14 protein-coding genes are annotated in these 17,536 nt (G+C 62.2%); 4 read left to right on the top strand and 10 right to left on the bottom strand.

Features of this window, described 5'->3' with window-relative positions; all coding sequences use genetic code 11:
• From BN1143_RS02330 to BN1143_RS02320, 3 genes are all read left to right on the top strand, one after another.
• The coding region (locus tag BN1143_RS02330; RefSeq protein ID WP_042049526.1) for a cupin domain-containing protein at window positions 1-267 on the top strand (267 nt) is incomplete at its 5' end.
• Between the two features lie 206 nt (window positions 268-473).
• Window positions 474-2,138, top strand: coding sequence for an asparagine synthase B (asnB, locus tag BN1143_RS02325; protein ID WP_042049524.1), 1,665 nt, complete (start codon window positions 474-476; stop codon window positions 2,136-2,138).
• 178 nt (window positions 2,139-2,316) lie between these two features.
• A complete protein-coding gene (locus BN1143_RS02320) occupies window positions 2,317-2,817 on the top strand; it encodes a thioredoxin family protein (protein WP_042049522.1) in 501 nt (166 codons plus the stop codon).
• 81 nt (window positions 2,818-2,898) lie between these two features.
• On the opposite strand, the gene maiA is transcribed toward BN1143_RS02320, so the two are convergent.
• The 6 genes from maiA to BN1143_RS02290 form a co-directional block, all read right to left on the bottom strand.
• On the bottom strand, window positions 2,899-3,537 hold the full coding sequence (gene maiA / locus BN1143_RS02315) for a maleylacetoacetate isomerase (protein WP_041203201.1): 639 nt from the start codon (window positions 3,535-3,537) through the stop codon (window positions 2,899-2,901).
• A gap of 73 nt (window positions 3,538-3,610) precedes the next feature.
• Entirely contained in the window at window positions 3,611-4,609 is a 999-nt protein-coding gene (locus BN1143_RS02310; protein ID WP_042049521.1) for a fumarylacetoacetate hydrolase family protein, read from the bottom strand.
• A gap of 11 nt (window positions 4,610-4,620) precedes the next feature.
• Entirely contained in the window at window positions 4,621-5,781 is a 1,161-nt protein-coding gene (locus tag BN1143_RS02305; RefSeq protein WP_042049520.1) for a homogentisate 1,2-dioxygenase, read from the bottom strand.
• A 47-nt stretch (window positions 5,782-5,828) separates the two neighbouring features.
• The gene (gene hppD / locus BN1143_RS02300) at window positions 5,829-6,926 is read right to left on the bottom strand and encodes a 4-hydroxyphenylpyruvate dioxygenase (protein WP_042049519.1); all 1,098 of its coding nucleotides are present in this window, start codon (window positions 6,924-6,926) and stop codon (window positions 5,829-5,831) included.
• 237 nt (window positions 6,927-7,163) lie between these two features.
• Window positions 7,164-7,832 carry an HAD family hydrolase gene (locus tag BN1143_RS02295; RefSeq protein WP_042049517.1) on the bottom strand — a complete coding sequence of 223 codons (669 nt, stop codon included), beginning with the start codon at window positions 7,830-7,832 and terminating at the stop codon, window positions 7,164-7,166.
• The gene (locus BN1143_RS02290; protein ID WP_042049515.1) at window positions 7,829-8,488 is read right to left on the bottom strand and encodes a TIGR01621 family pseudouridine synthase; all 660 of its coding nucleotides are present in this window, start codon (window positions 8,486-8,488) and stop codon (window positions 7,829-7,831) included. Before BN1143_RS02290 ends, BN1143_RS02295 begins: the two co-directional genes overlap by 4 nt.
• Window positions 8,489-8,574: 86 nt before the next feature.
• On the opposite strand from BN1143_RS02290, the gene BN1143_RS02285 reads away from it, so the two are divergent.
• Window positions 8,575-10,158 (top strand): GGDEF domain-containing protein, encoded by a 1,584-nt coding sequence (locus BN1143_RS02285; RefSeq protein WP_042049514.1) that lies wholly within the window; start codon window positions 8,575-8,577, stop codon window positions 10,156-10,158.
• A 67-nt stretch (window positions 10,159-10,225) separates the two neighbouring features.
• Here the strand turns inward: BN1143_RS02285 and BN1143_RS02280 are convergent, their stop codons facing one another.
• From BN1143_RS02280 to BN1143_RS02265, 4 genes are all read right to left on the bottom strand, one after another.
• Window positions 10,226-11,779 carry a methyl-accepting chemotaxis protein gene (locus BN1143_RS02280; RefSeq protein WP_042049513.1) on the bottom strand — a complete coding sequence of 518 codons (1,554 nt, stop codon included), beginning with the start codon at window positions 11,777-11,779 and terminating at the stop codon, window positions 10,226-10,228.
• Between the two features lie 156 nt (window positions 11,780-11,935).
• On the bottom strand, window positions 11,936-12,622 hold the full coding sequence (locus BN1143_RS02275; protein ID WP_042049512.1) for an AcvB/VirJ family lysyl-phosphatidylglycerol hydrolase: 687 nt from the start codon (window positions 12,620-12,622) through the stop codon (window positions 11,936-11,938).
• 9 nt (window positions 12,623-12,631) lie between these two features.
• Entirely contained in the window at window positions 12,632-15,181 is a 2,550-nt protein-coding gene (gene mprF, locus BN1143_RS02270; RefSeq protein WP_042049510.1) for a bifunctional lysylphosphatidylglycerol flippase/synthetase MprF, read from the bottom strand.
• Window positions 15,182-15,635: 454 nt separating this feature from the next.
• Complete coding sequence (locus tag BN1143_RS02265) at window positions 15,636-17,261, bottom strand: MCR-3-related phosphoethanolamine--lipid A transferase (RefSeq protein ID WP_042049508.1); 1,626 nt, start codon at window positions 17,259-17,261, stop codon at window positions 15,636-15,638.
• Window positions 17,262-17,536 lie beyond the last annotated feature (275 nt).

The following is a 17,536-nucleotide window of genomic DNA, read 5'->3' as shown; positions in this document are numbered from 1 at the left end:
CAGACGGTTTGGAACCACTACTCAGATCCGAGCCAGCAGTTCCACGTCGGCTTCTGGAGCTGCGAGCCCGGCCGCTGGGCCATCCACTATACCGAGCATGAATACTGCCAGCTGCTGGAGGGCGAGGCGGTGATCCACGACAGCCAGGGCGGCAGGCTGCCCCTCAAGCCCGGCGATCAGTTCGTCATTCCCGCCGGCTTTGTCGGGCAGTGGGAGACCCTCACCCCCTGCCGCAAGCTCTATGTGATCTTCGAGCCTGCCAGCTGACGTTCACGTCAACCTTCCTTCTTTTTTCCGGCGGCCGGACGGGTCGCCGCACTCCCCTGTCGGCTTGACGCTTACGGCATGATTTTCTGCGGTTTTCCCGCTTGCAAAAGGTTTTTGCACTAGGCATTGTGATTGGCGAGGAATGTAAATGGAATTTCGAGCCCGAACGTGGGGGGCTCATATAAAAATCAAGAGGATTACCGCCAATGTGTTCTATTTTCGGCATTCTGGACATCAAATCCGATGCGGCCGCGCTGCGCAAATCGGCGCTGGAGATGTCCAAGCGATTGCGTCACCGCGGTCCTGACTGGTCCGGCGTCTACAGCTCCGACAAAGCCATTCTGGTGCACGAGCGCCTGGCCATCGTCGATCCGGGCAACGGCGCCCAGCCGCTCTACAACCCCGAGCGCACCCATGTGTTGGCCGTCAACGGCGAGATCTACAACCATAAGGAGCTGGAGAAGAACCTCAAGGTCGACTTCCAGTTCCAGACCCACTCCGACTGCGAGGTGCTGCTGGCCCTCTACAAGGAGAAGGGCCCCGCCTTCCTGGATGACCTGAACGGCATCTTCGCCTTCATCCTCTATGACGCCGAGCAGGATGCCTACCTGATTGGCCGCGACCACATGGGGATCATCCCCCTCTATACCGGTCGCGACGAGCACGGCAACTTCTACGTCGCTTCCGAGATGAAGGCGCTGGTACCGGTCTGCAAGAGCGTCGAAACCTTCCCGCCGGGACACTACCTGTGGAGCAAGGATGGCGAGCTTAAAACTTGGTACAAACGCGACTGGATGGAATACGGTGCGGTCGAGCACAACCAGAGCGACAGAGCCGAGCTCAAGGCCGCACTGGAAGCGGCGGTCAAGCGCCAGCTGATGTGTGACGTGCCCTACGGCGTGCTGCTCTCCGGCGGTCTGGATTCGTCCGTCATCTCCGCCATCACCAAGCTCTACGCCGCCCGCCGGGTAGAAGACGATGGCAAGAGCGAAGCCTGGTGGCCCCAGCTGCACTCCTTCGCCGTCGGCCTGGAAGGCTCGCCGGATCTCGCCGCCGCCCGCAAGGTGGCCGATCACCTCGGCACCATCCACCACCAGATCCACTTCACGGTGCAGGAAGGTCTGGATGCCCTGCGGGACGTCATCTATCACCTCGAGACCTATGACGTCACCACCATCCGCGCCTCCACCCCCATGTACCTGATGGCGCGCTACATCAAGGCCATGGGCATCAAGATGGTGCTCTCGGGCGAGGGCTCTGACGAGCTGTTTGGCGGCTACCTCTACTTCCACAAGGCGCCGAACGCTAAAGAGTTCCACGAGGAGACGGTACGCAAGCTGTCTGCCCTGCACCTCTATGACTGCCTGCGGGCCAACAAGTCCATGGCCGCCTGGGGCGTGGAGGGTCGCGTGCCCTTCCTCGACAAGGAGTTCATGGACGTGGCGATGCGCCTCAACCCCGCCGACAAGATGTGCGGCAAGGGCAAGATCGAGAAGCACATCCTGCGTGAAGCGTTCGAGGATCTGCTGCCCCATGAAGTGGCGTGGCGTCAGAAGGAGCAGTTCTCCGACGGCGTAGGCTATTCGTGGATCGACAGCCTGAAAGCCATGGTCGAGCAGGAAGTGACGGATCAGATGTTCGAGGCGGCGGCCTTCCGCTTCCCCGTCAACACCCCGCTCACCAAGGAGGCCTACTTCTACCGCGCCATCTTTGACGAGCACTTCCCGCTGGAGTCCGCCGCCCGCACCGTGCCCTACGGCAAGTCGGTCGCCTGCTCCACCCCGACTGCGCTGGAATGGGATGCCAAGTTCAAGGAGATGGCCGACCCGTCCGGTCGCGCCGTGATGGACGTGCACCAGCAGGGTTACTGATCTGCCGGCGACCACCCTTGCCTGAATGCCAAGCCCCTCCTGCGAGGGGCTTTGTTTTTCCCGTCGACCCATTCCCGCTTTTTGCATAACAAGGGCCCATCTCGCCCTTGGCGGCCGGGCTCGCTCGTGTCACATTGTTGCGGCTTGGAAGCAACCACAACAACACAAGGAGCACGTGATGAACCGACTGCTATTGCCGCTTGTGCTTGGCACCGCCCTGTTTCATGGCGAGGTGTACAGCGCCGACCACCTCTGGAGCCAGACCCTGCCCGATTACAGCCAGGGCTATGACGAGCAGCGGGATCCGGCCCGCGATCTCGCCGCCGCCACCGCCAAGGCCAGTGCAGAGGGCAAGAAAGTCCTGCTGCTGGTCGGGGGCGAGTGGTGCAGCTGGTGCCAGGAGATGAACCACTTTCTGGACCGGGAGCCCGCTCTCGCCGGCCAGTTCAACCGCACCTTCGTGGTGGTCAAGGTGAACGTCAGCAAGCAGAACAAGAACGAATCCTTCCTCAAAGATTATCCCGAGTACCTGGGGGTGCCCCACTTCTACGTGCTGGATGGCAAGGGCAAGCTGCTCGAATCCTTCAACACCGGGCTGCTGGAGAAGGGGGACAGCTACGACGGGGAGAAATTCGGCAAGTTCATCGCCTATTTCCAGCCCAAGCCCACCCGCGGCTAGCGCGCCCCTGATATGAAAGCCCCGCACGGTCGGCTGACGGTGCGGGGCTCGATAATTGGAACCTGGCAGGGAGGCGCAGCCTCAGGGCTGGGCATCCGGCTGATTGGCGGGGGCGGCCTTGATAAAGGCCTGCAACTGCTCGCAGTTGGCGACGATGCGGTTGATGGTGGGATAGTCTTCCAGCGACATGTCGTAGCGGCGGGCGTTGTAGACCTGGGGCACCAGCATGCAGTCCGCCAGGGTCACCTCGTTGCCGACGCAATAGATGCCGGCGGTGGTCATCAACAGTTGCTCCAGCGCGCTGAAGGTTTCGTCAATCCAGTGGCGATACCAGGCCGCTTCCTGCTCCTTGCCCGCCCTGAGGTGCTCTCCCAGGTAATTGAGCACCCGCAGGTTGTTGAGGGGATGGATGTCGCAGGCAATCATGTTGACGATCTGGCGTACCCGGGCACGCTCCTCGGGGGCGGACGGCATCAGTGGGTGGGCGGGGTAAGTTTCGTCGAGGTACTCCATGATGGCCACCGACTGACCCACCTGCACCTCGCCATCCACCAGAAACGGCACCAGCCCCTGGGGATTGAGCCGGCGATAGGCCTTCTCGCGCTGCTCGCCCTGCCGCAGATTGACCGGATGCTGCTCGTAGTCGAGCCCCTTGAGCTGCATCACGATCCGCACCCGATAACTTGCCGATGAACGCCAATATCCAAACAACTGCAACATACTTTGTCCCTGTGTTGACAGGTGCATGGACACCTGCCGCTCACCCGTCGGCCTCGTGTCCATGCCGGCCCCTTCACTTCGTCTGACTGGCCTCTGCCGGCGTGACCCGCTGCAAAATGGTGCCAAACAGACTCATCCCGTTGCGATCCTGCATCGCGATGGACACTGTATCACCAAAGCGCAGAAAGGGTGTAGTGGCTTGACCTGACTCGATAATTTCCAGCATTCGCAGCTCGGCGAGGCAGGATGAGCCGCGGCTTCTGTCGTAGTTGGAGACGGTGCCCGAGCCGATGATGCAGCCCGCCCCGAGCGGCCGAGTCTTGGCGGCGTGGGCGATCAGCTCATAAAAGTTGAAGGTCATGTCCACCCCGGCGTCGGGGGCCCCGAACAGGGCGCCATTGAGGTGGGTCTCGAGGGGCAGATGCACCTTGCCATCGCGCCAGTCATCCCCCAGCTCGTCCGGGGTGATGGCCAGCGGCGAGAAGCTGCTGGAGGGCTTGGACTGAAAGAAGCCAAAGCCCTTGGCAAGCTCGCCCGGGATGAGGTTGCGCAGGCTCACGTCGTTGACCAGCATCAGCAGCTTGATGTGGCTGGCGGCGGCCTGCGGGCTGATGCCCATCGGCACGTCGTCGGTGATGACGGCGATCTCCGACTCGAAATCGATGCCCCACTCCTCCGACCCCATCGGGATGGCACCCCGCGGCGGCAGGAAGCTGTCCGAGCCCCCCTGATACATCAGGGGATCGTGCCAGAAGCTTTCCGGCATCTCGGCGCCGCGCGCCTTGCGCACCAGCTCCACGTGGTTGACGTAGGCGCTGCCGTCGGCCCACTGGTAGGCGCGCGGCAGCGGGGAGAGACAGGCCGTCTCGTCGAACGGGAAGGCGTCAGGGCAGGCGCCATCATTGAGCTGCTGATAGACGGCGGTCAGCTTGGGCGCAAGCTCGGCCCACTCGTCGAGGGCCGCCTGCAGGGTGGCGGCAAGGTGCGGCACGCGCACCGCGCGGCTCAGATCGCGACTCACCACCACCAGGGCGCCGTCCCGTTTGCCATTGTTCAGGGTTGCCAGTTTCATAGGGATTCCTTTTATTTGCCGTTGGTGGCGGGTGTGAGTTCCGGGCGCAACCAGCTGGTGACGTAACGCGGGTTCTCCACCCCGTCACACAGGCTGCCGACGTTGAGCGCATCGCGGGTATCGAGCATCACCGCCACCTCGTCGGTGAACTTCTTGGCGTAGGCCTGACCCGCCGCAAACGCCTTGGGATGGGGACCGTGGGTAAATCCGGCGGGATGGAAGGTGACCATGCCCCGCTCTATGTTGTCCCGACTGAAGAAATCCCCGGCGTGGTAGAAGAGCACCTCGTCGTAGTCATCGTTGCTGTGGTAGAAGGGCACTTTGAGGGCGCCGGGATCGCTCTCGATGGGGCGCGGCACGAAGGTGCAGACCACGAACCGGCTCGCCACGAAGGTGGAGTGAGCCGACGGCGGCAGGTGGTAGCGGTGGCTCATCAGTGGGCGGATGTCCCGCCAGTTGAGGCGCACCACGCACAAGTCCCCGTGCCACCCTTGCGCATCCAGCGGATTGAACGGCCAGGTGATGACCGACACCTGGTCGTGACGCTTGACCTGCAGCGACCAGGGATTCTCATCCTGCTGGGCCAGGAAGCGCTCGTTGATGGCCGGCACGTCAAGCGCCGCCGGGTCGAAGATGGCGTGATTGCCCACCAGCCCCTTGTCCGGCAGCTGGTAGCTGTCGTTGGTCGCCTCGATCATCAGGATGAAGAGGGGGGCCGTCGGCTCGATGCGCCACATGGTGCCGCGGGGGATCACCAGGTAGTCGCCGTCCCGCAGGGTCAGGTGACCATAGTCGCAGTAAAACTCGCCGCTCCCCTCGTGGATGAACAGGAGCTCGTCGCCATCGGCGTTGCGCACCAGAAACAGCATGGGCTCATGCAGGCGCCAGATGCGGTAGCGGCAGTGGGGGTTGCTCAGAATATCCGGCATCACCCAGGGGGAGAGGGAACTCACCTCCTCGCCGAGGGCATTAAGGTCAAACAGCCGTGGCCGCAGCGGCCCCTCCCAGTTGATCCAGTCGGTGGGGGCATGCTTGTGGTGCATGTGGGTGGCCGGCCCGAAAAAGCCGGAGCGGCCCAGTTCACGCTCATAGATGGCCTGCTCGGGCAGGTCGGCATGAGCCTGGCGGGAGTGGGTCCCCTCCCGGTGGGGAAAGTTAATCCAGTTACGCATTGCCAACCTCCCTTGCCTGACCGACAACCTGCGCGTGGCGGCTTTCGTTACGCATCATTGAGCACCCCGCGACGGATCTGATCCAGCTCGATGGATTCGAACAGTGCCTGGAAGTTGCCCTCGCCAAAGCCTTCGTTGCCCTTGCGCTGGATGATCTCGAAGAACACCGGGCCGATGACGGTGTCGGTGAAGATCTGCAGCAGGATGCCGTCCTTGGTGGGAGAGCCGTCGATGAGGATGCGCAGCTCTTTGAGCGCCGCCAGATCCTCCTGGTGCCCCTCGACCCGGCTGTCCACCTTCTCGTAGTAGGTGTCCGGGGTCGGCATGAAGCCGGTGCCACGGCCGCGCAGGGTGCGGATGGTGTGGTAGATGTCGCTCGACGCCATGGCGATGTGCTGGATCCCCTCCCCCTTGTACTGACGCAGGTACTCTTCAATCTGGGACTTGTCGTCGGAGGATTCGTTGATGGGGATGCGAATTTTGCCGCAAGGGGCAGTCATGGCGCGGGAATGGAGCCCGGTCAGCTTGCCCTCGATGTCGAAATAGCGGATCTCCCGAAAGTTGCCGATCCGCTCGTAGAAATTGGACCAGACATCCATGTTGCCGCGCTGCACGTTGTGGGTCAGGTGGTCAATCTCGTAGAGCCCTGCATCCACCTCGGCCATGCGCGCCTGCCAGTCCGGATAGAAGATGAAGTCCACATCATAGATGGAGCCCTTGTCGCCGTAGCGGTCGACAAAGGAGAGGGTGCTCTCGCCGATGCCGTAGATGGCGGGGATGTTGAGCTCCATGGGGCCAATCTTGCCGACAAACGGCTTGGCGCCCTTGGCGATGGCGTACTGCTGGGCCTTGCCGGCATCGCTCACCCGAAACGCCATGCCGCAGACACTCGGCCCGTGCAGGCTGGCAAACTGCTCGGCCTGGGAGTGGGGCTCGGCATTGACCACGAAGTTGATGTCCCCCTGGCGATAGAGCCAGCACTGCTTGTGCTTGTGCTTGGCCACCTCGGCAAAGCCCAGCGAGACGAACAGCGCCTTGAGGGCGGCAATGCCCTTGGCATCGGGCGCCGTGTACTCGACGAATTCGAAACCATCGGTACCGAGCGGGTTGATGGTGTGAGTACGGGCAGAAGAAGTGGTCGTCATGATGCGCTCCTTGCGATTGACTGATAACGAAACGGGTCACACCGGGGCGCTGCGGGCAGCTGCCACCGGCGTTGTTAACAACTTGTTTCATTAGAGGCAGGGGCGTAGCGGAAGAAAAGAGGCGGCGTTCAGATAGTTTGGCGGGGGGCGGCGCCAAAAGATGTAAATAGATTGTGACATTGAAGCCGCAGCCTTGTGGCGCGCTCGGTGGCGACCCACAAGGCTGTCAGTTTTGCCTTACAGGGACCAGTATCTGGGCTCGATGCGGGACAGTGACTGCCGCGCGCGTTGCAGCCGCGCCGGGGTGGGGTTGATGAGCCAGGCCGCCTGCCCCTCAGCCAGCAGTGGCAAGTCGTGCAGGCTGTCGCTCAGGGCCAGGGTGGCACCGAGGGCCTGGATCCCGGGCAGGATCTTGTGGCGGCCGTGACAGTAAAAACGCGGCATCAGGCCGCCGAGGCGATAGTGCATCCGCGACCCCAAAATGCGATGGGGCAGCTGGCCGGGCAGCTGCTGATGGAGCTGACCCCGCACCAGGGCGCGGGGGCTGGCGGAGAGCACCCAGCAGCGCTGCCCTTCGGCCAGCAACAGGGCGCGCGCCTCACGAAACAGCCCAGGTCGGGTGCGGCAATAGGCCCGCACCATACGGCGCCACCCTAGCGGCGACAGCCCAAGGGTGATGGCCCACCAGATCAGTGAAATGCCGCGCCTGCGCTGGCTTGGCAGCAGATAGACCAGCCCCCCCATCGCCATCACAGGCCACAGCAGCAGCGGCCAGATGCGGCGACGCAGGATGAAGCGCAGCAGCCCGGCATGGCTGTCATCCGGCGCCAGGGTGTCGTCAAAATCCGCTAGGATCCAGCCGCTGGCGGGCAGATCCGGCACTCCTGGTACTGTTGCCCCCTTCATTCGGCCAACCCCGCGATGGCGGCATGCAACTCGGGCAGCACAAACAGCGTGCCTTCGTCGGGCGGACAGACGAAATCGAACGCCTCCCCCGCCAGGGTGAACGCGAGGCGCCAGGCGTGCAGATAGCCGCGATCGGCCGCCGTGCCGCCGTAGCGCTCATCCCCGAGGATCGGCGCTCCCACGCTCTTCAAGGCCACCCGGATCTGGTGAGTCTTGCCGGTTTGAGGCTTGATGCGATAAAGGCGCAGCCCCTCGCGTACCGACACGGAGTCGAACCAGCTGATGGCCGGGTTGTCATGGCTGCGCGCCAGCATCCAGCTACCGCCCCGTCCCTTCTGCATGTCCCCCTTCACCCAGCCCTGCTTCTTCTTGGGCTTGCGATCGGAGAGGGCCAGATACTGCTTGCTCACCTCCCGCGCGGCAAAGGCCATGCTGAGGGCCCGGTTGGCCTCGGTGGTGCGGGCCAGCAGCACCAGCCCGGAGGTCATCTTGTCGAGCCGATGCACCGGATAGAGCAGCAGACCCGTGTCGGCCTTGACCCGGCTGACCAGGCCAGGATGGAGCAGACCGGACTCGTCGGTCTCGTCGTGCATGCCGAGCCCGGGTCCCTTGTTGATAACCATGAAATCTTTGTGCTGCGCTAGTATCCGGTACATCAATAACCCTTTAGAATGTTTTTAATTACAAGAAGATGACCCTGCGGGGTCGCACCCCATGAACACTCAGAACAAGACTCGCACGGATGAAGAGATGCTTGCTTTGGCTGCTGCTGATCGGTATCAGCCATGCTGTTCCCCTGCGGGCCAGCGAATCCCCCCTTGAAGCCCCGGAGCGGGTGGTGCTCCAGTTGCGCTGGCTGCACCAGCCCCAGTTCGTTGGCTATCACATGGCCAAGGCCAAGGGCTTCTATGCCAGTGCAGGGCTGGACGTCGAGATACGGCCCGGCGGCAAGGGCATCAGCCCGGTAGAAGAGGTGCTGAGTGGACGAGCCGACTTCGGGGTCGGCAACACCGAGGTGCTGACCAGCTATGCCAACGGCAAGCCGCTGCTGGCGCTCGCCAGCGTCTATCAGCACTCGCCGTCCATCTTTCTGGCCCGCCGTGACAGCGGCATTCTCACCGTTGATGACATGCGTGGCAAACGGATCATGATGTTTTCGGCCCATCAGGACGCCGAACTGCTGGCCACCCTCTTCTATCAGGGGCTGAGCGAGCGTCAGCTCATCCCGCTGCCCACCTCGGTCAACATCGAGGATCTCATCCAGGGACGGGTCGACATCTTCAACGCCTACCTCAGCAACGAGCCCTTCTATCTGGAGGAACGCGGCATCCCCGTCTCCGTCATCAATCCGCGCAACTACGGCATCGATTTCTACAGCGACATCCTGTTCACCACCCAGGCCCAGGAGCATGCTCATCCGGATCGGGTGGCCCGCTTTCGGGCCGCCAGCCTGGCCGGCTGGCGCTACGCCCTGGCCCACCCGCAGGAGGCCATCGCCCTGCTGCGCAAGGAGTATGGCGTCAACCGCAGTCAGGCCCACATGGAGTACGAGCTGCAGGTGAGCAAGGAGATGATCCAGCCGCTCTATGTGGAGATCGGGTATATGAATCCTGACCGCATGGCCCATATCATGCAGCAGCTGGTGGAGATCGGGTTGGTGTCAAAGCCGGTCTCCTTGAGCGACTTTCTCTATCAGGCCCCCTCCGAGCAGTGGATCTTCTGGCGCCCCTGGTTCCTGTTGAGCCTGGCGGCCAGCGTGCTGATCCTGCTGCTGGCCCTCTATCTATTGATGTGCAACCAGCGGCTCAACCGCGAAATTGCCCTGCGCCGTCAGCGGGAAGAGGAGATCTGGCAGCTGGCCCGCCGCGACCCCCTCACCAACCTGCCCAACCGGCTGAGCCTTATGGAGCGGCTCGACGCCCAGGTCAAGGGGCCGGCGCCAGGCTGCCTGCTGTTTTGCGATCTCAACGACTTCAAGCAGGTCAACGACAACTTCGGCCACAGCCACGGCGATGCCCTCCTCTGCCAACTGGCGGAGCGGATCAGCCGCAGCCTCGGGCCGCAGCACTTCTTCGCCAGGCTGGCCGGCGACGAGTTCGTGTTGCTGTTGCCGGACCATGATCAGGCGCAGGCTGACGCCATCGCCGAGCAGATCAGGGCCACCATGCAGCCGCCATTCGAGGTGGAGGGAGTCCCGCTGTCGGTCGGCATCAGCGTCGGCATCAGCCAGTACCAGCCGGGCTGGCGTCCCGAGCAGTGGTTGATCCAGGCCGACCGCGCCATGTACCACGACAAGGGAAACCCGCTGAGCCAGGCCACTGCCTGATCGACACGCCTGACAGAACAAGGCCACCCGTGGGTGGCCTTGTTCTCTTGTTGATGACAGGCGCCGGCTAGCCGAAGGTCTGCCCCAGGGATTTGAGCTGTCTGGCCTTGGTCAGCAGGATCTCGCTCGACTCGTCCACGTCCTGCATCTTGTTGCTGTTGGCGTGGGAGTGCTGGGAGATGAGGTTGACGTTCTGGCTGATGTCCTCCACCACCGCCTGCTGCTGCTCCGCCGCCGCCGAGATCTGGGCCGAGAAGTCCATCACCAGCTCGATCTCCGCCAGCACCTGATGCAGGCTGTCCGACCCCATCCGGGTCATCTCCACGCAGGCCTGGGTCTGTTGCAGGTTGTTCTGCATCATCCCTTTCCAGCCGTTCAGGGTGCGCTGGATCTGGCCGATGCTGCCCTGGATCTGTTCGGTGGCCTTGTGGGTGCGGGTAGACAGGGTGCGCACCTCGTCCGCCACCACCGCAAAGCCGCGCCCCTGCTCGCCGGCCCGGGCCGCCTCGATGGAGGCGTTGAGCGCCAGCAGGTTGGTCTGATCGGCGATGCCCTGGATTTCCCCCATCAGCACCCCGATGCGATCCGACTCGCTGGCCAGCGCCACCGCCGAGGCAAAGGCGTGCTCCGCCTCCTTCGCCAGATCGGTGATCTTGTGCTCGGTCTCGATCAACTGCTGATCCGTGTGCTGGCAGTGAGCCTTGGCCTCGGCGATCTGGCTGTTGGTATCCTGGATGTTGCGGGCAATCTCCTGCGCCGTGCTCGCCATCTCTGTGATGGCGGTCGCCATCTGCTGGGTCTGGGCATCCTGCTCGGCGATGTCCGAGCTCGCCTCGCTGGAGGCGCTCTTCAGATGTACCGCCAGATCCTGCAACGAGTGCGTGGCGTCGTCCACCCGGCCAAGCACGGTGCGAATACGGGCCTGCAGCAGCTTGATGTGAAAGTCGGCGATGGCGCTCGGCTCCTGCCCCGAGTAGATGAGGCGGGTCAGGCTGTCATACTCACCGGCCAGTTGCTGCAGGTAACGGGGGGTGGTGATGAGCTCGTGACGATAGAGCAACCCCAGCAAGATCAGCGGCAGCGCCATGTAAAGAGCGGCCCAGCCGCCCAGTTCTACTGTGCCGAGCCAACCCAGTGCCAGCAGCCCGGCCACCGCCACCCCGTGGCGCAGCCGCGCCAGTGAAATTCTGGGCCTGCCACCGCCCTGTTCCGCCGCCCGCAGCCGCGCATAGGTGCGAGCGGCGATCTGCTTCATTTGAGGATCGGCGCGGCAGCGCACCGACTGGTAGCCGCTGATCTTGCCCTGCTCGAAGATGGGGGTGACATAGGCATCCACCCAGTAGTAGCGACCATCCTGGCAGCGATTCTTCACCATGCCGCGCCATGGTTGGCCCTGCTTGAGCTTGCCCCACAGGTCGGCAAATGCCGCCTTGGGCATGTCGGGGTGGCGCACCATGTTGTGGTGCTGCCCCACCAGCTCGGCTCGGCTGTAACCGGCGACCCGGCAGAAGTTGTCATTGGCGTAGGTGATCACGCCCCGCAGATCCGTGGTGGACACCAGCTGTTCATCAGCGGCGAAATCCACTTCCTGATCAATTAGATGAGCTCTTTGTTCGCGCATGCAGCCCCCTCTACTGTTTTATTTCTCAGTAGAGTGTTGGGAAGCAATCCACGCCTGTAAAGGCGAAATCAAAAAGAAACAGGCCGGCTACGCACAATCCGGCCTGATAGGGAATGAACTTTGATTTACATCAAGTTTTTCTACCCGCGTTCACACTTACTGCAGGCGGAGATGGCTGGCGATGGCCTGGTACAGCACAGGGTAGTCATCCTCGAAATGGTGGGATCCCGGCAGGGTCACAGTAGTCACGTTGGGCTGCTGCAAGTGGGGGCAGAGCCGTACCGGCGAGTCGTCTGCCGCCCCCTGCAGGCAGAGCATCGGCAGGGAGTGAATGGCGTTGACCTCGGGCTGGGTGGGATAGCTGCCCGCCTTGTCGCGGGTCACCATGTCGCTGACGTGGATCTCGAAGTCGGAGGCGGTCGAGGGGGAGAGCATCACGGCTCCGATCAGGCTCTTGCGGTAGGGTTCGGGCAGCCGGTTGATGACGAAGGGCACGATTTCCGCCCCGAAGGAGAAGCCCACCAGCAGCCAGCGCTGGCGCCCCCAGCGGGACTGGTAATCGTCCAGGATCCGCACCAGATCGGCGGTGACCTGCTCTGGATCTTTCTTCTTCCAGTAGTAGGTGAGCGAGCTCCAGCCCACCACCGGCATGCCGTGCTGCTGCAACTGGGCGCTGAGCCCCTTGTCCAGCGCGGCCCAGCCGCCATCACCGCTCAGAAACACCACCATGGGGGCACTCGAGGCTTGCGCCACCGGCAGCTCCACCAACCCGAGATCTTCTTTCACCGGCGCGGCCGAGAGCGAGAAGGCGCAGCACGCCAGCAGCAATAACAGGATCCTCATGAACGACTCCTACTTTTTGATGAGCCCGAACGGGCCTCGGCTGATCAGGGAGATCAGGTTGGTCAGCACCCGCGGCAACACCAGCTTGCTGGCGCAGAGCAGGTAGCGCGGCTCCCAGTCCGGCGAGAACTTCTCCTTGTAGCGCCTGAGCCCCTGAAAATTGTAGAAACGGCTGCCCCGGGTGAAGATGGTGTTGCCAAGCTTGGTCCAGTAACCGCTCAGGGGGTGATCGTTGAAGCCGGACATGGGCGCCATGCCGAGGTTGAAGCTGGCGTAGCCCTCGCCCTTGCCCCACAGCAGCAGCTCGACGAACAGGAAATCCATGATGGGGGCCGTGCCCGTGTCCAGGCTGTAGCGCATCAGGTCGATGGAGAGGCTCGCCTTGTTGTCGCTGACCCAGAGGTTGGCAAAGCCGACGATCTGCCCCTCGTGCCACACCAGGGCGGCCGGGCTCAGACTGAGATAGGCCGGCTCGAAACTGCCCACCGAGAAGCCCTTCTCCTTGCCCTGCTTGCTCTGCAGCCAGGTGTCCGACACCTCCTTGAGGCGGGGCAGCAGCGCAGGCACGCACTCCGGCGCCACCACCTCGAACGACAACCCCTCCCGCTTGCCCTTGGCATGGCTCTGACGCAGGTTGCGCAGCCGGCTGCCGGCCAGCTCGAAGGCCGCCAGATCGACGATGGCTTCCTCCCCCAGCTTGAACGGGATCAGCCCCAGCTCCAGATAGAGCGGCAGGTAGCGGGCCGACACCTGGTAGAACACCGGGCTGGCATCGTGCTGATCGCACAGCTCGCGAAACTGCCAGAGCAGCTCCTCGATAAGCTCAGGCTGACCGATGGGATCCCCCATCACGATCCAGCCGTTGCCCTCGACGCCGTACATCAGAAACGCCTCGCCGCCGGGGTGAAACAGCAGCGACTTGTCGCCAAGCTGGGCCAGGTAACCGTGGCCACCCCCCTCGCGCAGCACCAGGGCATGGGCACGGGCCAGCTCGTCCGGCTCCGGCTTGCGCCCGGAGACCCGCAGCGGCGCCAGCAGCTGGGCCACCCCGACCACGGCCAGCACCGCCACCACGCTGCCCATGGCCCGCAGCCCGCGGGAGGCGGCGCCATGGGGCGAGAAGTGGAACCAGAGGGCGTGGTCATACTCCACCTGGCGGTAGGAGAAGAGCAGCAGCCAGAGCGCCCCCAGCAGCACGGCCCCCACCGAGATGAGCCAGCCCGGGGTGAACTGGGCGTGCAGCAGGGAGCCCTTGCGATAGAACAGTGAGCGACAGGGGGTGATGATGAGCAGGAACAGCCCGAGCAGCAGGGCCGACTCCCAGTCGAACCCCTTGAGCAGGGAGAAGATCATCCCCAGCCCCAGCAGCAGCTGGGTGATGCGAAACGCCGCATCGTGGCGCCGGTAGAGGCTGCGGGCCAGCAGGATCAGCAGCACGCCACTGACGCTGCCCAGCACATGGGAGAGCTCCAGCAGGTGCAACGGCAATACCTGCAGGAACATCTCGATGCGCCCGCGCATGGTGGGGATCATCCCGGAGCAGAGCAGCAGGCTGCCCGCCGCGAACGCCCCCAGGCTGATGAGGGCCGGCAGGAACTCGCGCACCGCGCTCATGATGCCCTGCAACCGGCTCCAGCGCGCCTTCTGTTGCAGCAGCTCCTGACTGGTGAACAGCAGCAGGGCGCACAAAAAGGGCAGCACATAGTAGATGCAGCGATAGAGCAGCAGGGAGGCCAAGAGCTTGTCCACCGGCAGGTACTTGGCCAGCAGCAGGCTCATGCTCGCCTCGAACACCCCGATCCCGCCGGGCACATGGGCCAACACCCCGAGGAAGCTGGCCAGCACGAAGGCACTGAGCAGCACCGGATAGGAGACGCTGTCTGCCGGCAGCAGCACATAGAGCACGGCGGCAGCGGCCATCCAGTCCAGCAGCGCCACCAGCAGTTGCAGCAACCGGGTTCTGAATATCGGCAATACCAGCTCATGGCCACGCCAGACCAGCACGGGCTTTGGCCAGAACAGGTAGCCAAGCACCGCCAAGAGCGCCAGCCCCCCCGCCAGGTTGAGCAGCTGATCGGCCCACAGCGGCCAGTCCGGCAACAGGGTGGTGGCCTGCCCCACCAACAGGGCAGAGCCCCCCCAGGCCAGCAGGCCGAGGAAGAAGGTCACCGAGCAGAAGAGGATGATCCTGGCCACCTCCCCGGTGTTGAGCCCGAGGGCCGAGTAGATGCGATAGCGCACCGACGAGCCGGTCAGCAGGGCGAAACCCAGGGTATTGGAGAAGGTGTAGGCGATAAACGAGGTGACTCCCACCTGCTGCCAGGGCAGCCGCTTGCCGAGGGCGTGCACCGCCAGCATGTCGTAGCAGCAGAGACAGCCATAGCTGAGCAGGGTCAGCAACAGGGCACCCCCCAACAGCGGCAGCGGCAAAGACCAGATGGCCAGCCGGATGTCGTGCCAGTGCCAGAGGTGGGTCAAACGATAGAGGACGACCAGCGCCGCCCCCAACAACAACAAGCTACATAACGGGCCTAACCAGATAAACAGATGACGCCGCATTGCCAATCCCTACCGACGCGGCTGATGGCTGCCTGCGTCATGTTGCTGAACATTGCACCGAGGCGGGCAGTGCCCCTGGCACATACTCGCCTCTTGCTCTTTGACTGCTGTGTGATGCGCCATGACGGGCGAGCCGGGAAGGTGAGCGTGACGACCTGATCATCCGGCAAACCAGCACGCCCCAGCATGGCATCCCACTTTATATCGACTCTTTTGCAAAAGACGAGTCTCGCCGTGAAAATAAATTACTCAGCCCTGGCCGGATTAATTCCCCGGCGACACAGGCCCGCATCCCGCCATCGCTCTGAACAATTAATAAACAGAAATATCATACACCAGATAAAGGGATCCGCCCGCCCCATCTGGTTGGTGCGGCAAGTCGCTCAAAGAATCATCATAGTGGCGCGCTAAAATAAAAAAGGGGAGCCTGGCTCCCCTTTATATCGCTATGGCGTTATTGCACGCTGCGACACTGGCTGAAGATATCCAGCGGCTGTTCATACACGGCCGTATTCACATCCCAGATCCCCAACATGGAGGAGAACAGGTTGTCGTGAGAATAACGGGTATTGGCCGCCTTCTGCTGCAAACAGTCGAGGTTCATCCCCTTCTCTTTGGCAAAACCCGATGACATCCACACCTGCATGGGGACCCGGGTCTGATCATCCGGCGCAAATTTATAAGGGGTGCCGTGCAGATAAAGTCCCAATGCCCCCAGTGACTCACCGTGGTCGGAAATATAGACCAGCGCCGTATTGTATTTGTCCTCGTACTTTTTCAAGCGCTCGATCATGCTGGCAATCACATAATCGGTGTAGCGAATGGTGTTGTCATAGGTATTCTCCAGCTCCTGATCGGTGCAGTTCTCGATGTCGCTGCGCTGGCAATCCGGCAGGAAGTGGCGGTGCGAGCCCGGATAACGCTTGTAATAGGTCGGCCCATGGCTGCCGATGAGGTGGAAACCCACCAGCTTGTCCCCCTTCATGCCCGCCAGTTCGTCATCCAGCCCCTCCAGCACCACCTCGTCATAACAGGTGTTCTTGTCGCAGAACTTGGGGTGATCCTTGGGGTTGACCACCATGTTGGGCACCCGATCGCACACCCCCTTGCAGCCGCCGTCGTTCTCCTTCCAGAAGATGGAGACGCCGCTCTTTTGCAGCACGTCCAGCAGCCCTTCGCTGTTGCGGGCCTGGTTGCCGTCGAACTGGTTGCGCCCCATGTTGGAGAACATGCAGGGCACCGAGACCGCGGTCGCCGTGCCGCAGGAGCGCACGTCGTTGAAGGAGATGATCCCCGCCTGCTTGCTGGTGAAGGGGTTGGTCTCCTTGTGATAGCCGTTCATGGAGAAGTTCTTGCCGCGCGCCGTCTCCCCCACCACCAGGAACATCATGGTCGGCTTGTCCGCACCGGCCACCCGCTTGGCGTCGTCGCCCAGGCGCTGGAACGGCACCGGCTCTGTCAGATAGCGTTTCTGCAGATACCTGGCGGTGCTGTACATGTAGTTGGCCGGCACTATCTCCCGGTTCAGGGTCTGGTTGTTGCGCCCGACCGAGGCGTAGTCCTGGTAGTAGGCCGCGGCGATGAGCCCCAGCACCACGAGGGAGGCCAGCATGGAGAGCCCGCGCTGCAGCAGCCCCTGATACCATCTGGCCGGATACTCTATCTTGACGAAGAACAGCAGCACCGCTGGCAGTACCCCGGCCAGCAATACCCAGATCACGATGGGCACGCTCAGATAGGAGTGCGCCTCGCTCTGGTTGGTCTCAAAGATGTTCTGGATCATGTCGCCATCAAACAGCACCTTGTATTTCATCATGGTGTAGCTGGCAATGGCACCCGTGATAAACAGAAAAGCAAAGAAAGGCTTGATTAAATAACGTACAGAAAATGGCATGAAGACAAAGTTCAATGCCGCAACCAGCACGATGGGAATAGAGATGGCAAACCCGATTTTAAAATGTTCAAGCTGCGTCAATATTTCATAAAAATGCAGCAATACTGGCCAGTTCAGCAAGAAGGCAAAGATGAATGCCAGCAAAAACACAAATGGAACAATTCTTATTCTAAGAAAAGAAGGCATGTATATCTCCCTGTTACACTTCTTTATTACACCTTGAAATACCCGTTCCGGAGTCGACACGCCGATATTTGGCGCCGGATATTAACAGTGTGTTGAAAACGCCAAATGCGATATTTTCAGACATTTTTAATAATGTGATGAATATCAACAATCACAGCAAACCGACAGCCTAACCGGCAAAACTTAAGGAAGAATTAAGCAATCCGTGTTATGTGATTGCTCAAAAAACCGGCTCGCTGTCATATTGAATGACAACGCCCTCCCATCGGCACGTC

Origin of the sequence: Aeromonas dhakensis (genome assembly GCF_000820305.1) — a bacterium.
In the GTDB taxonomy this organism is placed as follows: Bacteria; Pseudomonadota; Gammaproteobacteria; order Enterobacterales; family Aeromonadaceae; genus Aeromonas; species Aeromonas dhakensis.
This window is presented reverse-complemented; position numbering and strand designations above follow the sequence as displayed.